General features: G+C 67.9%; 13 protein-coding genes. 3 read left to right on the top strand and 10 right to left on the bottom strand.

Annotated elements, in window-relative coordinates; genetic code table 11:
- Positions 1–3: 3 nt before the first annotated feature.
- The 5 genes from J7I44_RS13940 to J7I44_RS13920 all read right to left on the bottom strand — a co-directional run bounded on the left by J7I44_RS13940 (position 4) and on the right by J7I44_RS13920 (position 6,732).
- The gene (locus J7I44_RS13940) at positions 4–3,174 is read right to left on the bottom strand and encodes an efflux RND transporter permease subunit (protein ID WP_209622056.1); all 3,171 of its coding nucleotides are present in this window, start codon (positions 3,172–3,174) and stop codon (positions 4–6) included.
- Entirely contained in the window at positions 3,171–4,466 is a 1,296-nt protein-coding gene (locus tag J7I44_RS13935; protein WP_209622053.1) for an efflux RND transporter periplasmic adaptor subunit, read from the bottom strand. The genes J7I44_RS13940 and J7I44_RS13935 overlap by 4 nt, the downstream gene beginning before the upstream one ends.
- Complete coding sequence (locus tag J7I44_RS13930; protein ID WP_209622050.1) at positions 4,463–5,737, bottom strand: TolC family protein; 1,275 nt, start codon at positions 5,735–5,737, stop codon at positions 4,463–4,465. The genes J7I44_RS13935 and J7I44_RS13930 overlap by 4 nt, the downstream gene beginning before the upstream one ends.
- 69 nt (positions 5,738–5,806) lie before the next feature.
- Entirely contained in the window at positions 5,807–6,229 is a 423-nt protein-coding gene (locus J7I44_RS13925) for a hypothetical protein (protein ID WP_209622048.1), read from the bottom strand.
- 101 nt (positions 6,230–6,330) lie between these two features.
- Complete coding sequence (locus tag J7I44_RS13920; RefSeq protein ID WP_209622045.1) at positions 6,331–6,732, bottom strand: DUF305 domain-containing protein; 402 nt, start codon at positions 6,730–6,732, stop codon at positions 6,331–6,333.
- 20 nt (positions 6,733–6,752) lie between these two features.
- Here J7I44_RS13920 and J7I44_RS13915 point away from each other — a divergent pair, with 20 nt between their 5' ends.
- Together J7I44_RS13915 and J7I44_RS13910 are read left to right on the top strand one after the other, a co-directional pair.
- Positions 6,753–9,467, top strand: coding sequence for an NAD-dependent epimerase/dehydratase family protein (locus J7I44_RS13915; RefSeq protein ID WP_209622042.1), 2,715 nt, complete (start codon positions 6,753–6,755; stop codon positions 9,465–9,467).
- Positions 9,468–9,598: 131 nt separating this feature from the next.
- On the top strand, positions 9,599–11,620 hold the full coding sequence (locus J7I44_RS13910; RefSeq protein WP_209622040.1) for an acyltransferase family protein: 2,022 nt from the start codon (positions 9,599–9,601) through the stop codon (positions 11,618–11,620).
- A 67-nt stretch (positions 11,621–11,687) separates the two neighbouring features.
- Here J7I44_RS13910 and J7I44_RS13905 read toward each other — a convergent pair whose 3' ends face one another.
- Genes J7I44_RS13905 through J7I44_RS16935 form a run of 3 tightly spaced genes read right to left on the bottom strand, consistent with a single transcriptional unit; the run spans position 11,688 to position 14,322 of the window.
- The gene (locus J7I44_RS13905; RefSeq protein ID WP_209622039.1) at positions 11,688–12,134 is read right to left on the bottom strand and encodes a DUF411 domain-containing protein; all 447 of its coding nucleotides are present in this window, start codon (positions 12,132–12,134) and stop codon (positions 11,688–11,690) included.
- Positions 12,131–13,210: a c-type cytochrome gene (locus J7I44_RS13900; RefSeq protein WP_209622038.1), complete on the bottom strand. Its 1,080-nt coding sequence runs from the start codon at positions 13,208–13,210 to the stop codon at positions 12,131–12,133. Before J7I44_RS13900 ends, J7I44_RS13905 begins: the two co-directional genes overlap by 4 nt.
- 14 nt (positions 13,211–13,224) lie before the next feature.
- On the bottom strand, positions 13,225–14,322 hold the full coding sequence (locus tag J7I44_RS16935) for a copper resistance protein B (protein ID WP_209622036.1): 1,098 nt from the start codon (positions 14,320–14,322) through the stop codon (positions 13,225–13,227).
- On the opposite strand from J7I44_RS16935, the gene J7I44_RS13890 reads away from it, so the two are divergent.
- Complete coding sequence (locus J7I44_RS13890; protein WP_209622035.1) at positions 14,303–14,518, top strand: hypothetical protein; 216 nt, start codon at positions 14,303–14,305, stop codon at positions 14,516–14,518. The two genes, J7I44_RS16935 and J7I44_RS13890, sit on opposite strands and share 20 nt — an antisense overlap.
- A gap of 49 nt (positions 14,519–14,567) precedes the next feature.
- Here the strand turns inward: J7I44_RS13890 and J7I44_RS13885 are convergent, their stop codons facing one another.
- Together J7I44_RS13885 and J7I44_RS13880 are read right to left on the bottom strand one after the other, a co-directional pair.
- Entirely contained in the window at positions 14,568–16,379 is a 1,812-nt protein-coding gene (locus tag J7I44_RS13885; protein WP_209622033.1) for a copper resistance system multicopper oxidase, read from the bottom strand.
- Between the two features lie 100 nt (positions 16,380–16,479).
- Complete coding sequence (locus J7I44_RS13880) at positions 16,480–16,884, bottom strand: hypothetical protein (RefSeq protein WP_209622031.1); 405 nt, start codon at positions 16,882–16,884, stop codon at positions 16,480–16,482.
- Positions 16,885–17,011: the final 127 nt, after the last annotated feature.

Here is a 17,011-nt window from a genome sequence, read left to right as displayed (position 1 = left end):
GGGTCAATCTCCTTGCGGGTTGGGTGAAGTAATGGAATGGCGCTGTGCTCTGCGCAGGCGGTGCAACACCAGCAGGTGGAAGGCGGCCGGAAGCACCACCATGGACAGCAGGGGCGCGGTGAGCATGCCGCCGATCATCGGTGCGGCAATGCGCTGCATGACCTCGGCGCCGGCGCCGTGGCCGAGCAGGATCGGGAACAGGCCGGCCAGGATCACCGCAACCGTCATCGCCTTGGGCCGCACGCGTTGCACGGCGCCTTCGCGGATCGCCTCGTCCAGCGCCGCCGGGCCGGCATGCGGATCGAGCGCGAGCCGGCGGTCCCAGGCCTGGCGCAGGTAGAGCAGCATGACCACGCCGAACTCGGCGGCGACGCCGGCCAGCGCAATGAAGCCGATGATGGTGGCCACCGACACGGCATGGCCGAGCAACCAGATCAGCCACAGCCCGCCGACCAGCGACAGCGGCACGCTCAGCATGATCAGCGCCGCCTCGCTGGCGCGCCGGAACACCGCGTAGATCAGCCCGAAGATGATCGCCAGCGCGATCGGCACGACCAGCTTGATTCGCTGCATGGCGCTGGCGAGGAACTCGAACTGGCCCGACCAGGCGACGGTGACCCCTGGCGGTAGCTGGATTTGCTGCGCCACCGCCCGCTGCAGACGGCCGACCACGGTGCCGAGGTCGCTGCCATCGGTATCGACGTACACGTAGGTCGCCAGCTGGCCGTCCTCGCTCTTGAGCATGGACGGCCCGGCCGCCAGCGTGATGTCGGCGACCTGGCTCAATGTGAGCTGCGCGCCATCGGAAGCGACGATGGGTAGCTGTCGCAGGGCACCGACCGAATCGCGTTCGGCGCGCGGATAACGCACCACGATGTGGTAGCGCTCGCGGCCCTCGATCGTCTGTCCGATCGGGTCGCCGCCGACCACGGTGGCCACCAACTGCTGCACGCGCGCCTGCGTGAGGCCATAGCGCGCCGCGTCGATGGGCCGCACGTGCACGTCGACGTAGCGACCGCTGGTGGGCCGTTCGGCAATGGCTGAGCTGACCCCGGGCACGCTTTTCGCCAGCGTCTCGATGCGGTCGGCCACGTCCTGCAAGGTCTTGAGGTCGGTACCGAGCACCTTGATGCCGATCGGGCTCTTGATGCCGGTGGAGAGCATGTCGATGCGGTTGCGGATCGGCGGCACGAACAGGTTGGTGAGGCCGGGCACCTTGACCGCCTGGTTGAGCTCCTCCTTGATCTTCGCCATGGTCATGCCGGGGCGCCACTGGTCCTTCGGCTTGAAGGTGATGGTGGTCTCGAACATCTCCAGCGGCGCGGGGTCGGTCGCCGTTTCCGCACGCCCCGCCTTGCCGAACACGTGGTCGACCTCCGGCACGGTCTTGATCATGCGGTCGGTCAGTTGTAGCAACTGGCTGGCCTTGCCGGCGGAAAGGCCGGGCAGGGCGGTAGGCATATACAGCAACGTGCCCTCGTCCATCGGCGGCATGAATTCGCTGCCCAGGCGGCTCATCGGTATCACGGCGCTGAGTAGCAGCAGGCCGGCGAGCACCAGGGTCGCTTTCGGCCAGCGAAGCACGGTGTTGATGACCGGCCGGTAGCCACGCATCAGCCACCGGTTGAGCGGGTTCTCCATCTCACCGCGGATGCGCCCGCGCACCAGGTAACCCGTCAGCACGGGCACCAGCGTCACCGCCAGGCCGGCCGCCGCCGCCATGGCGTAGGTCTTGGTGAACGCCAGCGGCGAGAACAGCTTGCCTTCCTGGCCCTGCAGGGCGAACACCGGCACGAACGAGAGCGCGATGATCAGCAGACTCACGGACAAGGCCGGGCCGACCTCGGCGCTGGCCTGGGCGATCAGCGACCAGCGTTCGGCGCCTTGCGGCTCGCTGCCGCGTTCCGCCCGCCAGTGCTCCAGGTGCTTGTGGGTGTTCTCGATCATCACGATGGCGGCGTCGACCATCGCGCCGATGGCGATGGCGATGCCGGCCAGCGACATCAGGTTGGCGGTGACGCCCTGCCACCACATCACCAGGAAGGCGGTGAGCACGCCGAGCGGCAGGGTCACTACTGCGACCAGCGCCGAGCGCAGGTGGCCCAGGAACAGCACGCAGACCAGCGCGACGACGAGGAATTCTTCCAGCAGTTTGCCCCAAACGTTCTCCACCGCCGCGTCGATGAGCTGCGAGCGATCGTAGGTGGGCACGATCTCCACGCCCGCCGGCAGGCTGTGCTTGAGTTGGGCCAGCTTGGCCTTGACTGCCGCGATGGCCGCCTTGGCGTTCTTGCCCGTGCGCAACACGATGACGCCGCCGGCGACCTCGCCTTGGCCGTCCAGCTCGGCGATGCCGCGGCGGAAGGTGGGGCCGCGGCGCACGGTGGCGACGTCACGCATCAGCACGGGTACGCCGTGGCCATTGGCGGTGACCGGTACGTTCTCGAAGTCGGCCTTGCTGCGCAGGTACCCCTGACTGCGCACCATCAGCTCCGCCTCACCCTGCTCGATCACCGAGCCGCCGCTGGCGCCGTTGGCGGATTTCACCGCCTCCACCAGTTGCTGCACGGAGATGCTGCGCGCCGCGAGCGCCTGCGGATCGGGCACGATCTGCCAGGCGCGCTCCATGCCGCCCAGGCTCGCCACCTCGGCCACGTCCGGCACGGTCTTCAATTGGAAGCGCAGGAACCAGTCCTGCAGCGCGCGCAGCTGACCCAGGTCGTGCTTGCCCGTGCGGTCGACCAGTGCGTACTCGTAGATCCAGCCCAAGCCCGTGGCATCCGGCCCGAGCGAGGGATTGACGTCCGCCGGCAGGCTGGCGCGCACCTGGCTCAGGTACTCGAGCACGCGCGAGCGCGCCCAATACAGGTCGGTCTTGTCGTCGAACAGTACGTAGACGTAGGAGTCGCCGAAGAACGAATAGCCGCGCACGGTCTTCGCCCCCGGCACCGAGAGCATGGTAGTCGCCAGCGGGTAGGTGACCTGGTCCTCGACTACCTGCGGCGACTGGCCCGGCCAGGGGGTGCGGATGATGACCTGGGTGTCGGACAGGTCCGGCAGCGCGTCGATGGGCGTATGCAGCGCCGCGAACACGCCGGCCAGTGCGAGTGCCAGCGCCGCCAGCAGGACCATCGCGCGGTGAGCGATCATCGCGCGGATGACGGCGGCAATCATGGCTTGTCCCCGGAGCGCATCGGCATTCCCTGCATCGACGGCGTACGGGTCGCTGGCACCGGTTGGGACGGGGCGTTCAGGCGCTCCAGCGCACCGGACAGGTTCGCCTCCGAGTCGATCAGGAACTGGCCGGAGACCACCACCTGCTCGCCACCCTTGAGGCCGTCGAGCACCTGCGTGTAGCCGCCGGCCGAGCGGCCGGTGCGCACCGGCACGGCGCGGAAGCGGCCGTCGCCTTCGGCGAGGATCACGCGCGTGTCGCGGCCGGTGGCAATCAGGGCCTCGTCGGGCACCACCGGCACCGCCTGGCCCCGCGCCGGCGTCAGCCGCACGGTGGCGAACATGCCGGGGGCGAGCACCGCGTTTGGGTTGTCCAGGACGATGCGCGCTTTCTGCGTGCGTGTGGTGGTGTCGATGTCCGGTAGCAGGGTTTCCACGGTGCCGTGGAAGCGGCGGCCGGGCACCGCGTCGACGGTGACGGTGACCGGCGCGCCGGTCCGCACCGCGCCGGCCGCGCCTTGCGGCAAGGCCGCTTCCACCCACACGGTGGTCAGGCTGTTGAGCGTCATCAGCGTCTGACCCGCGGCCACGCGCTGGCCCTCGCGCACGTCCAGCGCGGTGACCACGCCGGCTCGCGGCGCATGCAGGGTGAGGGCGGCCCCGTTGCCGGGGCGCGCCGCGCGGATGTCGGCATCAGTCAGGCCCAGCACCCGCAATCGCTCGCGCGCGGCGTCGCGCAGCGCTCTTGCGTCCGCCGACTGCGCCTGCTGCAGGGCGCGGTATTCGGCCAGTGCGCTGTTCCACTGCGGCGCCAGCAATTCGGCCAGCGGCTGGCCGGCGGCGACGGTGATGTACGGCGCGCGCACATCCAGTTGGGCGATCACGGCATCGACGCGCGCGCTGATCGTCGTCGCTTCGCGCAGATTCCAGGTGACCGTGCCGGGCACTTGCACCGCGGCGGCCAGTACGCGCCGCTCGACCGGCGCGGTACGCACGCCCAGGTTCTGTACGGTCGCCGGATCGATCGTCACCACGCCCGCCTCGCCACCGGCCCCCTCGTCGGCATACTTGGGCACCATCTGCATGCCCATCGGCGAGAGCCCAGGGTGGTCGAAGTGCTGCTGCGGCACCATCGTGTCGTACCAGTACAGAACCTTGCGGCCGCTGGTGTCGGTCTTGCCCGCCCCCGTGGCAGTGGACGCGGGCGCCTGGCGGCGGCCTGCGACATAGCCGCCAGCAAGCAGGGCCACCGCCAGCGCCACGATCCCCAGCATGAGCAGAAAGCGCTTCATGGCGTGGCCTCCGCGTCGGGCAGCAGGTAGGCGAGCGCGGCCCACAGTCGCGCGTGGGTGGCCAGCGCATCGGCATAGGTCAGGCGAAGTTCGATCTCGTCGCGGCGCGCATCCAGCCAGGGCTGCAAGCTGCCGCCACCGCGGTAGCCCGCCAACGCGGTTGTCGCGCGATCCCGACCCAGCGGCAGCAGGGTGTCCCGGTAGCGCGCGATCTGCCCACCCCAGCCACGCCAGTTCGCCACCGTGCGCGCCACGGCCTCGCGCTGGGCACGGCGAGCGTCTTCATGCGCGGCCTGCACCGCGTCACGCTGTGCCTGCTTGGCACTGACGCCCCGATCCTGACGGTTGCGGGTGAACAAAGGCAGGCTCACGCCCACCTGCAGCATGACCATGTCCGACAGGCCCGGCGCACGGCGACCGTAGCTGGCGCTCACGCTCCAGTCCGGGCGCTTGGCGGCGCGTGCCTGGGTCAGGGCCGCCTGGGCAACCTCCTCACGGGCCTGCCAGGCCTGCATGGGGGCCTGGCGGTCGATCGTCTGTTCCAGCTGCGTGGGTGCGACCGGCAGGCGGTCGAAATCCGGAGCGTCGCCGAGCATCGTCACCGGTTGGCCCAGCCAGCGCTGCAGGCCGGCTTGCGCGGCGGCCAGCTCGGCCTCGACGCCGGCCAGGCGGTTGTCCAGCGAGGCGGCGTCGGCGCGTGCCGCCAGCGCCTCGGTCGCGCTGCCTTCACCGCCACGCAGGCGGGCCTGGGTCAGCCTGACGGCCAGCCCGCTTTGCTCGCGCAAGGCGGCGAGCAGGTCGCGCTTCTGCTGGGCGGCCCAGAGCTCGATCCAGGCCTCGGCGATCTGCTCGCGCACGTTCTGCGCGGTGACGGTGCGCTCGGCCGTGGCCGCCACGATTTGGGCATCAGCCAGATCGCGTTCGGCCTCGCGCGATGCGTGCGAGGGGATGTCCTGCGCCACGCCGAGCGTGCGCATGGTCATCGTGTCCGCGTCCAGGCGGAAGGCACCAGGTCCGGTGACGGGGTAGTTGGAGACGCCGAAGGTCAGCGAGGGATCGGGCAGGCGACCGGCACGCACCGCCTCTTCGCGGGCCGCTTCAATGTCGGCATCGCGTGCGGTGAGCAACGGAGCTTGGGCGACGCCCAGGCGAATCGCCTGGTCGAGCGAGACGGGTTCGTCGCCGGCATAGGAAGGCAAGGCCACCACCCACACGAGGGCGATCGCCAGACCCGACGCCAGGCGGCATCGGGCAAAAGGCAGGCACACCATGGAAAGGCACTCCTAATGATCGAGGAACCTCGCGCACGACGGCACGAGGCGCGCATGGCGAGCGCCGGTCTAGATCAGGAGTGAGCAGTACAGCAGCGTGGCAGGTGGGGGTGGCGCGCGCAGACGGTCGAGCCGTTGCGGCGCGCGGCCCGATGTGGCGAGTGCCAGCGTGGGCGCAGGCCAATAAACGGGCAAGGCGGCCAGCGCGCTGGGCGGCACCGAGCCGGTGCGTGCATCCGGCTGTGCCGCCCGATCAGGATGGCAATGCGCCTGACACACCGTCCGGTCAGGCACGCTGTCGTGCATGGTCGGGCAGGTGCCCTCCATCGCCATGGCATTGGCTGACGCCACGGCCATCGCAGGCGCGATCGCCGACGGCGGCAAGGTGCACGCATAGGCCGCCATGGCCAGCTGCTGCCACACCAGCAACACCGCCACCAGCCAGGCAAGGCGGCGACGGGTCGCGGGTCGGAGGAGGCGTAGGCGGGCCATGGTGGGATCTTAGAGCAGAGCAGAGCCAACTGCTTGATCCGCGTCAAACGCGCCTCGAATGGACGCACTTTGCATAGGCCCACGATCGCCGGAAGCCACGGTTACTTCGTATAGGGCTTCATTTTGCGGATGTCCTCTTGTTGAGCGGCCTTCATCTGGGAGGCCAGTGCCCTCAAGCCATCATTCTTGCTGAATTTCAGCAACGCGTTCGACATCTGGATGGCGGTCTGGTGGTGCATGGTCATCAGGGTGGCGAAGTCCTTGTCGACATCACCGGTCATCGGCATGGGCATGGCCTGGCTCTCTTCCATGATCCGGTGCAGTTCCATGGAACCGCGACTGTGCATGCCGGCCATCGCATCGCCCGTTTGAGCGGTGGCCGACGGGCGCGTCTGCGCGGGCGCCGAGCTCCTGTTGCCGTGCGCCCAGACCGAAGCGGTGAGGGACACCGCGACGCCAAGTGCCATGGAAACAGCAGCGGTCATCAAGGTCGTGCTTTTCATACGCTTCTCCAGGGCGCGGGTTGGAGTACGAAACGTGTCCTCGCAGCTGTCTCAACGCCGTGAACCAAAGGGTGGACCCACGTCGATGGTTCGCCGCCGTGTTCACGGCCTGCTCACTGGCGTCCGACGGCGCTTGCGCGAAGGTGCGCAGTCCTCGCGCACGGAGTCACCCGATGGTCGCGTCCCGCAAACCCGTGGTGCTGATCACGGGATCCTCTGGCTTTATCGGAGGCGCCCTGGTGAGGCGCCTTGCTGCGGACTACACCCTGGTGGGCCTGGACCGTCCCGGGTTCGCCGACGATGGCGCACCTATCGAACGGATCGCCTGTGACCTGGGCGATACGCGGTCGGTCCAGCAGGCCCTGACCGAGGTGGCCGAGCGCTTCGGCCGCCAGTTGGCCTCGGTGCTGCACCTGGCGGGTTACTACGACCTGACGGGCGATCCCAGTCCGCTGTATGAGCGCATTACGGTCGAGGGGACCGGGCGGCTGATCGATGCGTTGGACGCGTTTGAGGTAGAGCAACTGGTCTATGCGAGCACCATGCTCGTTTACGCGCCCAAACAAGGCCCGAACGAGCCCATCGACGAAGACTCGCCGCTCGGCGCCACCTGGCCCTACCCGCAGTCCAAGCTCGCGGCCGAGCAGGTGCTCTGCGTGCGCCACGGGGCCGTTCCGCTCGTGTTGATGCGTATCGCGGGCGTCTACGACGATCGGGGGCACTCCCCGTTTCCGGTCCAGCAGATCGCGCGCATCTACGAAGGCGGAGTCCTGTCCCATCTCTACCCGGGCATGCTGTGCGCGGGCCAGGCGTTCGTGCACGTGGAGGACCTGGCCGACGCCTTCGCACGCACCATCGCGCGTCGCACGCAGCTGCCGCCGGAGTGGACGGTGTTGATTGGCGAAGCGGAAGCCCTGGGCTACGCCGAAATCCAGAACATCATTGGCGAAGCTCTGCGCGGCCACGCCTGGAAAACCGTGCGCGTGCCCGAGGCTGCCGCTGAGATCGGTGCCTGGCTGCAGACGAATGTGCTGGGCGAGGGCGCCTTCATCCAACCGTGGATGGTCGAGCAGGCAAACGACCATTACCTGCTCGATACGCGCCGGGCCCGGGATGTCCTCGGCTGGCAGCCCGCGCACACCTTGCGCGGAACCTTGCCCAAGATGGTCCTGGCGCTCGAGGCCGATCCCACTGGTTGGTACGAGGCCAACGAGCTCGATCCCTCGCGGGTGGCCTGGCGCAGTCCCGGGCGTAACGAGGGCAGGCAGGGCCATGGCTCCCACCAGGGATCGGCGCAAGCCCAGGGGATGGCACATGCCAACCACCACGACATGCATCCGGACGGACCGCCCACCCGCTGGCCCCATCTGGCCAATATCGGGCTGGGTTTCTGGCTGATGACTACCGCGTGGGTGACCGGCTTCACCGGCCCCGCCACGATCACGCGCCGGGTCTACGAGGTGACGCTGGAGCGGCACCTGCCGCCAGTGGAATGGCGGGCCGCCGCATTGTCCTGGAGCGATGCCGTCAGCGGGTTGCTGCTGGTGATCGCCGGCGCGCTGTCCCTTTCGCGACGCACCGCCTGGTTCGGTCAGTGGGCCGCCGCGTTCGTCGGCGTCTGGCTGCTGTTCGCGCCGCTGGTGCTGTGGAGCCCGAGCGCCGCGCAGTTCCAGAACGACCTACTGGTGGGTGCGCTGGCGATCACCTTCTCCGTCCTGGTCGTAATGATGCCGGGGATGAGCATGGAAGGCATGATGGATGCCAAAGTGGTGCCGCCGGGCTGGACCTATTGCCCCTCGACGGGCGCGCAGCGCCTGCCGATCGCGGCGCTGGGCCTCATCGGCCTGCTGATCTCGCGCATGCTGGCGGCCTATCAGCTGGGCCACGTGGATGCGGTCTGGGAACCCTTCTTCGCGGGCAGTCCGCTCGATCCGAAGAACGGCACCGAAGAGATCATCACCTCCAGCGTGTCCAAGGCCTGGCCGATTCCCGATGCCGGCCTGGGCGCGGTGAGCTACATGCTGGAAATCCTGATGGCGGTCATGGGCACGCGGGCGCGCTGGCGCACCATGCCCTGGATGGTCACCTTCTTCGGCATCCTGGTCATTCCGCTGGGCGTGGTGAGCATCTACTTCATCATCATCCAGCCGATCGTCATCGGCACCTGGAGCACGCCGGCCCTGGTCGCCGCACTGGCGATGTTGATCATGATCCCCTTCGCGCTGGACGAGGTGATTGCCATGGGGCAGTACCTGCTCTGGGCGTACCGGCGGGGCAAACCGATCGTCACCATCTTCTTCCGCGGCGGCGCGGTGGCGGCGGGCGAGGCGTCGTCGGCCGATCACCTGACCGATCCGGCCAGCGCATGGCGCGATGCGCGGCGCGGCCTCAGTCTGCCGTGGACGCTCCTTGCCAGCATGGCGATCGGCGCATTCCTGATGCTCACCCGCCTGGCCCTGGGCTCATCCGGCGCCATGGCCAACAGCGATCATCTGATCGGTTCCCTGACCATCACGGTGGCCATCATCGCGACCGCCGAGGTGGCGCGCGCACTGCGCTTCGTCAACGTCGTGCTTGGCGCGTGGTTGCTGATCGCGCCGTGGGTGTTGGCAGGCCATTCGACGGTAGCGACCGGGGTGAGCTTGGTGCTGGGAGTGGCGCTGATCGCGCTCAGCCTGCCACGCGGGCCACGCACACAGGAACACTACGCCGGCTGGGATCGCTACATCGTCTAGCGTGCCGTGCGGGAGCCGACGCGGCCATCATGTTCATTAACGCTACCTCGACCGCCCGTGCGTTTGACTGATCCCTTGCGCGATCTGTGCACCGCGCCTCATCCAGCCCCAACGGATCGGGAGTAGAGCCCATGGCTTTTCTGACGTACCGCGACGCGGTCGGGCGGATCGTTCGCGGCGATGCCCAGGCGCTGTCCAAGCAGCAGGCCTCCCAGACCATCAGCTTCTCGCGCATCGTGCTGATCGTCGGGCTGGTGTTCCTGCATTACCTGCAATACCCCAACGTCGATGGCTCGCCGTTCACTGGCATGAGCACCTCAGGACACGAGGTCGCCACGTTCGTCAACAGTTTCATCTTGTTTTTCTTCTTCAGCGTGGTGCCGCTGCTCAGCATGGTGTCCGGCTGGTTGTTCTTTGCCTTCGACACGGAGCATGCGGGCGCGAGCTTGCGCCAACGCATCCGCAAGCGCTTCACCTCGCTGTACCTGCCGGTCGTTTTCTGGGACATCTTGTTCGTGGCGGTGTTGGGGGTGCTGTACGCGTTCGATCCGCACTACCCAATCTTCCGCGAGATCAACATCAACTTCGCCCACGCCGGGGTGAAAGATTGGATCAATGCCTTGTTTGGCATCACCCAGCATCCGATCGGGTTCCAGTTCTGGTTCGTGCGCGACTTGTTCGTCACCGCGCTGGTGAGCCCGCTGCTCTACCTGTCGCTGCGCCACACGCCCTACCTGGGCATGGCCTTCCTCGGCGCAGCATGGCTGGCGGGCAGCGGGCTGGGCATCTTCTTTCGCACCGACGTGGTGTTCTTCTTCTACCTCGGCGGCTTCTTGCGGCTACGACAGGTTCCTCTGCACGTCAGCGCCAGGACGGCGTGGTATCTGATGGCACTCTACGTGGGGCTGGTGACCCTGCGCACCGTGGCGCCGTGGCTGGTCGACCTGTCCACCTGGCCTCGCCCGCACTACATCGACGTCGGTACGCGTGCCCTGCGGTTGCTGGGGGTCGTCGCGTGCTGGGGCGTGTTCCAGCAACTGGCGCGCACGCGCGTCGGAACCTTCATCGCGCAGTACGGCGGACTTGCCTTCTTCCTGCACTCGGCCCATTTTCCGCTGATCGCCGAGATAAAGATCCTGCTGTGGCCGTTGCTGCCGGCCCACACCGATGCCTGGATGATTGCCCACTTCGTTACCAGCGTGGTGCTCACGTGCGCGATCGGCATCGGGCTCGGCCTGCTGCTGGCACGCAAAGCGCCCAATGTCTTCGCGCTCATGAACGGTGGGCGGCCGGGCACTGGTCCGCAAGGGCAGGGTGCGACCTCGGGTACGGGCACGGCCGACAAGCCGCTCACCAGCCCACTCTACGCACCTGTCCCGGCCGTACAGCCGGCATGGGCCGGCACTGCCAGGCAACGCCTGCCGCGGGTAGCGGGTGCGCGCCTATGGGAGCTGATCGCGGTCGCCGGAGCGCCGGCGCTGCTGGCGATCCTCGAAATCTTCCATCCGCATCCGGACGACCTCATGGCCCTGGACGTGCACACGTGGCTCCTCGTGCATTACTGCCAAGTGCCACTCTTCGCCTTGTCGGCGCTGGCCGTGGCCCGGTTGGTGCGATCACGGGCGGATGCGCCTGCGATGGTGTGCCGCGTGGCCTTGTTCGTGTTCGCGATGAGCTTCATCGTCTTCGATACCGCCGCCGGTATCGTGGTCGGCAGTCTGGTCGAGGTGGCCCATGCCTCAGCCTCGCCGGCGACGTGGCGGGCCCCGGTCGAGGCGATCTGGACCCATCCGATCCTGGGCGGTACCGACAGTCCCATCCTGGCGATCGCCGGACGCGTCGCCTTGTCGATAGGCACGCTGGCGGCGGCGCTTTCGCTTTGGCGCGCCGGGCGACCGTGGGCGCCGGCGCTGCTGCTGGCGCTCTCCGGTTGCGTGCTGAACGTGGTGCACAGCCACTCATGGCCAGGGGGCCCGTTGACCTTCGGTGGCATTGCGCTGGCGGCCGCCTGGCTACAGTGGACACGATGGCCGCCTACCGCGACGGCGCCGTCGAGCGTGGCGGCCTGGCGCCGCGCCACCGTCACGGGCCGGCGGGGACGATCGACAGGAACACCGGCGTTGCGTGGGCACGCGTCGGCGTCGCGCCGCTGATGGCCGCTGAGTCGTATGGCGGAATAGGCGGCACGCACCGCGTGCCGCCCATCTTCATCGGCGCCCGTCAGGCGCCCGGGCCGTGGATCGCGAAGGGTCTCACGCTGCCGTCCATCCCGATCAGCACGACCGCGTAGCGTTCAGGCGTACCCATGTCCATACCGGGCGAACCCATGGGCATGCCCGGCGCTGCCAGGCCACGGGCCTGGGGGTGCTCCTGCAGCAGCCGCTGGATGTCCTCGACAGGCACGTGGCCTTCCACGACGTAGCTTCCAAAGCGCGCGGTGTGGCAGGACGCGGCGGTCGTTGGAACGCCAAACTTGGCCTTGATGCCGGCCATGGCAGCATCCTCGTGGACGAGGACCGCATAGCCATGCTCGCGCAGGTACGTCACCCATGCCGCACAACAACCGCAGGAGGGATCGCGCCAGACCTCGACGGCGGGAGCGGCCGCTGCCGTCGCTGCTGTGAAGCCGAGGGCAAGCCCTGCCAACCGCACCAGCCAGGAGCTCACGGCGTGGTTTCCTCGGGTGCGGACTGCCATTGCACGGCGGTGATCTTCCAGGCCGAGCCATATTTCTTGAGCGTCAGCCGCTCATGGCTGCGCAGCACGCGCGGCTTGCCGTCGCGGGTCGGGGTGATGCGTGCCTCGCTGCCGACCATGGCGATATCGCCCATGGGCATCGAACCCATCCACAGCGGCACGACCGTGGCGTGCTTCAGGAACGCGATGTCCTCGGCCAGGTGGTCGGCGGCGTACGTCTCGCGCGACTGGGTCTGCCCGTCTTCGGTCAGCGTGGCCTCGGGCGCGAGCATGCCGAGCACCACCGTGCGATCGCCCCGCTGTAACGCCCCGTGGAAGGCCTGCGCGGCGGCTTCGGCGTCCGGCGCGGCGCGTGGGGTCAGGCCCTCCCGCGAGAGCTCGGGCTGCGCGGCGGGCGACGCCTCGTGGGCGTGGCCTTCATCCGCTTGCGCCATGCTGCCGGCTTCGCCCTGGTGGTGGCCTTCGGCCTCGTCGCCGCCGTGGCTGTGCGAGTGACCACCGTCTTCGTCACCCATGTCCATGTCTTCATCCGGCGGCGCCTTGGCGACCATCTCCTTGTACTGCTGCGGTGTCATGTCCGGCAGCTTTTGCAGGAAGGCGACCATGCTCCAGATGGCCGGATCCTCGTGGCTGGTGCCCCAGGCGGGCATCGCACTCATCTTGATGCCGTGCTTGATGATCCAGAACGCATCCTTGGGGTCGACCCGCACCTGCGAGAGGTTGGGCGGCTGCGGGTAGAGGCCGGGGCGGATTTCCGAGTCGCTCATGCCGGGTTTCAGGTGGCAGTCGGTACACATGGCCGCGTACTGGCCGGCGCCCTTGAGGATCAGTTGCGGGTCCTCCAGGTTGGGCACCACGATGTGCTCGGAGCGTGCGTGGATCGAGCGCTCGCGCAACGCCTGGAGAATGGCGAACACCGGACGAGTGTGGTGGTCATCGGCGCCGATGTTGTAGACGCCGGAGTAGACGAACACCGCGCCGCCGGCGATCAGGATGGCGAGCAGCGCGACCACCGCGATGCTGTAGTGCTTGACGTGTTGCTTCATGGTTATCCCCTTATCTAGAACCAGATACGGACGCCGGCGACCCACTGCCGGTCGAACAGGCCTTGTCCATCCTGCCGGGCGAAGTCGGCCGTGCCGCCGAAGCGGCGCGTCCAGACCACGCCGACGTAGGGCGCAAATTGACGGTGGAACTCGTAGCGCAAGCGCAGGCCAAGGGAGGCGTTGGATAGCCCACTACCCAGGCGGCGGCCCGGGTCGTCCTTACCGTAGGCGTTGGCTTCGAACTCTGGCTGCAGGATCAGCCGCTGCGTGAAAAACAGCTCGTATTCGGCGCGGAAGCGGGCGGCGGTGCGGCCGGACGGGCCGACATAACCGGTGGCTTCCAGTTCGAACCAGTAGGGCGCCAGCCCTTCGATGCCGAAGGCGGCCCACTGGCGGTTGGGGCCTTCTCCCGCATCGCTGCGCACGCCCAGTTGGGTGCTCCAGAAAGTGGCAACGGTGTGGTTCCAAAACGCCTCGATATCGCCGTCTTCCAGCTTGCCGCCGCTGCGTTCGCCTTCCGTACGCACCCATAGCTTGTCGTAGTCGTTGCCGTAGTAGGCCTGCATCTCCCACTGCTGGCCGTCGCCGCCCTTGCCGTTGAAGGCCTCCAACTGGTCGACCAAGACCTTGGCAAAACTGGCGTTGTCGTCCATGGCCTCATGGATACCGCCTTTGGGCCCATAGCCGACGCCGGCGGAGTAATCCGGATCGCGGGCGTCGGGAGGGGGACTGCCGCCCTGCATGGGGCCCATGGTCATGCCCTTCATCGCGCCATGGTCCATGCCCTGCATCGAGCTGTGATCCATGCCCTGCATCGAGCCGTGGTCCATGCCCTGCAGCGCGCCATGGTCCATGCCTTGCATCGAGCTGTAATCCATGCGCTGCATCGAGCCATGGTCCATGCCCTGCATCGAGCTGTGATCCATGCCCTGCATCGAGCCATGGTCCATGCCCTGCATCGAGCCATGGTCCATGCCCTGCATCGAGCCATGGTCCATGCCCTGCATCGAGCCGTGGTCCATGCCCTGCATCGAGCTGTGATCCATGCCCTGCATCGAGCCATGGTCCATGCCCTGCATCGAGCCATGGTCCATGCCCTGCATACCCTTCATGGACCCGTGTGCCGGTGGTGGAGCCACCGTTGTCGAAGGCGTAGGCCGCGCGGCGGTCGTTGCTGGCGCCGGCATCGTCATGCCGGGCATGCCACCCATGTCCATGCCGGACATCGATCCCCTATCGGCCGACGAGGTGCTGGTGGCCGGCGCCGGGACTGTTTGGGACTGGGCCGGCAGCACCAGTGCGCAGTAGAGGGTGGCACCGGGGATGAGGTGCCTCAGGGCGAGGGAAGGAGAGCGCCTCATGACACCACCACCTCGCGGAACATGCCCGCCTCCATGTGGTACAGCAGATGGCAGTGGTAGGCCCAGCGCCCCGCGGCGTCCGCGTTGACGCGATAGGTAACCCGCTGCGCCGGCTGCACGTTGATGGTGTGCTTGCGCGCCAGGAACTGGCCGCTCGGGTCCTCCAGCTCGCTGAACATGCCGTGCAGGTGGATCGGGTGGTTCATCATCGTGTCGTTGACCAGCACGATGCGCAGGCGCTCGCCAAAGTTGAAATGCACGGGCTTGGCTTCGGAGAACTTCTGGCCGTCGAACGACCACATGAAGCGCTCCATGTTGCCGGTCAGATGCAGCTCGATCTCGCGTTCCGGTTCGCGCGGATCGATGGGGCCATCGAGTGAATGCAGGTCCGCGTAGGTCAGCACGCGCCGGCCGTTGTCGCGCAGGCCGATGCCCGGATCGTCCAGGTTGGTTCGTGGCATGTCGACGTGCATGTCCACGCCGGGACCGTACTCGGTGCGCGCGTGGCGAACCTTCGGCATGCCGGCGGGCGTGAGGTTGCCCATGCTGCCCATGTGCATCCCCTGCGGGTCGCCCATGCCCTGCATGCCACTCATGTCCATGCCGGGCATGGCACCCATGCCGTCCGGCTGGCCGCCGTGCCCCATGGCCCCCATCGGCATCGCACCCATCATGTCCTGCATGCTGAGCCATACCCGCGGATCCATCGCCGGCACCTCCGCCTCCATGCCCGGACGGGGCGCGAGCGTGCCCCGGGCGTAGCCGGTGCGATCGATCGACTGGGCGAATACGGTGTAGGCGCGATCTTCCTGCGGCTCGACGAGCACGTCGTAGGTTTCGGCGACCGAGATGCGGAACTCATCGACCGGCACCGGCGCAATGTCCTGGCCGTCGGCCGAGATCACCGTCATCTTCAGGCCCGGAATGCGCACGTCGAACAGGGTCGAGGCCGAGCCGTTGATGAAGCGCAGGCGCACCTTCTCGCCCGGCTGGAACAGGCCGGTCCAGTTGCCGGCGGGCGCCGCACCGTTCATCAGGTAGGTGTAGGTATAGCCACCCACGTCGGAGAGGTCGGTGGGGTTCATGCGCATCTCATTCCACATCTTGCGCATGGCCAGCGCCTGGCTGAGGCCCATCTGACGCACGTCCCGGACGAGGTCCGGCACGGTCGGTTGGTGGAAGTTGAAGTAGTCACTCTGCTTCTTGAGCTTGGCGAAAATCCGTTCCGGATCCTCATCCGTCCAGTCGTTGAGCATCACCACATAGTCGCGGTCGGCCGGGTAGCGTTCGGGGCCGGCCGGCTCGATCACCAGCGGACCGAACACGCCCGTCTGCTCCTGGAAGCGCGAGTGCGAGTGGTACCAGTAGGTGCCCGACTGGCGCACCTCGAAGCGGTAGACGAAGGTCTCGCCCGGCGCGATGCCGTCGAAGGCAATGCCAGGCACGCCGTCCATCTGGAAGGGAAGCAGGATGCCGTGCCAATGGATGGACGTCTGGACGGGCAGGTGATTGCTCACCCGCAACGTGACCGTGGTCCCTTCCTTCCAGCGCAGGATGGGGCCGGGCAGGCTGCCGTTGACGGTGGTGGCCAGGCGTGACGCACCGGTGTAGTTGACCGGCGTCTGGCCGATCGCCAAGGCGAAATCGGTGCCGCTGAGCACGGGGAGTTGGCCGGCGTGGGCCGGTTGTGCCCAGGCCCGGCCGGGCCGCAGCAGGCCAAGACCGGCCACCGCACCACCCAGGGCGATGCCCTGGACGAAGCGCCGCCGCGACAGATCGGTCGCGGCAGGCGAGGAAAACGACTTCATGGGGAACTCTCCAAAGGCCAAACGTCGCGCCAAAGCGCGATCAGCGCGACGGTGGGCACTCACGGCGCCCGACGCACGCATCGGATCTAGCGGGGGAGGGTCAGGCGGACGGTGGGCGCAACGGGGGCGCCGTTGGCGCCGAAGGCGCATGCAGGCGCAAGGGCGGGGCGTACACCGCACCGATCCAGGACGCCATGACCACGCCGGCGGGCGTCGGCGGCAGTGCACTGGCGCACATGCCGACACAGCCACAGACATGCCCGCTGGGGTTGCCGCAGCAGTCAGCGTGCCGCTCGCAACAATCGTGCGAGGGCGCGTGGCCCGAAGCCGGGTGATGCAATGGTTCACCGACCGCCGCGGTCGCTGCATGCATGGCATGCGCAGGTGCGCTTCCCATGCCCAGCGGCGCGGCGGCCAGCGAGGTGATGACCAGCATCAGCCACGCCATCAGTCCCAGGGCACGCAGGCCACGGGAACGGACGAACGGACGAAGCGAGGCGGTCATGACCCGGAGCGTACCGGCAGGACCCCGCCCCCTCAACCCTGGAGGCGGGTCCATGCGGTCTTAGGGAAACTCTGATTTTGCCCCGCGGTCTTAGCGAGACCTGAGGATGGATGGTACGTGATGGCCC

Source organism: Frateuria flava, assembly GCF_017837635.1.
Classification (GTDB): domain Bacteria; phylum Pseudomonadota; class Gammaproteobacteria; order Xanthomonadales; family Rhodanobacteraceae; genus Frateuria_A; species Frateuria_A flava.
Note: the sequence above shows the minus strand (reverse complement) of the source record. Positions and strands in the feature narration are given on the sequence as shown.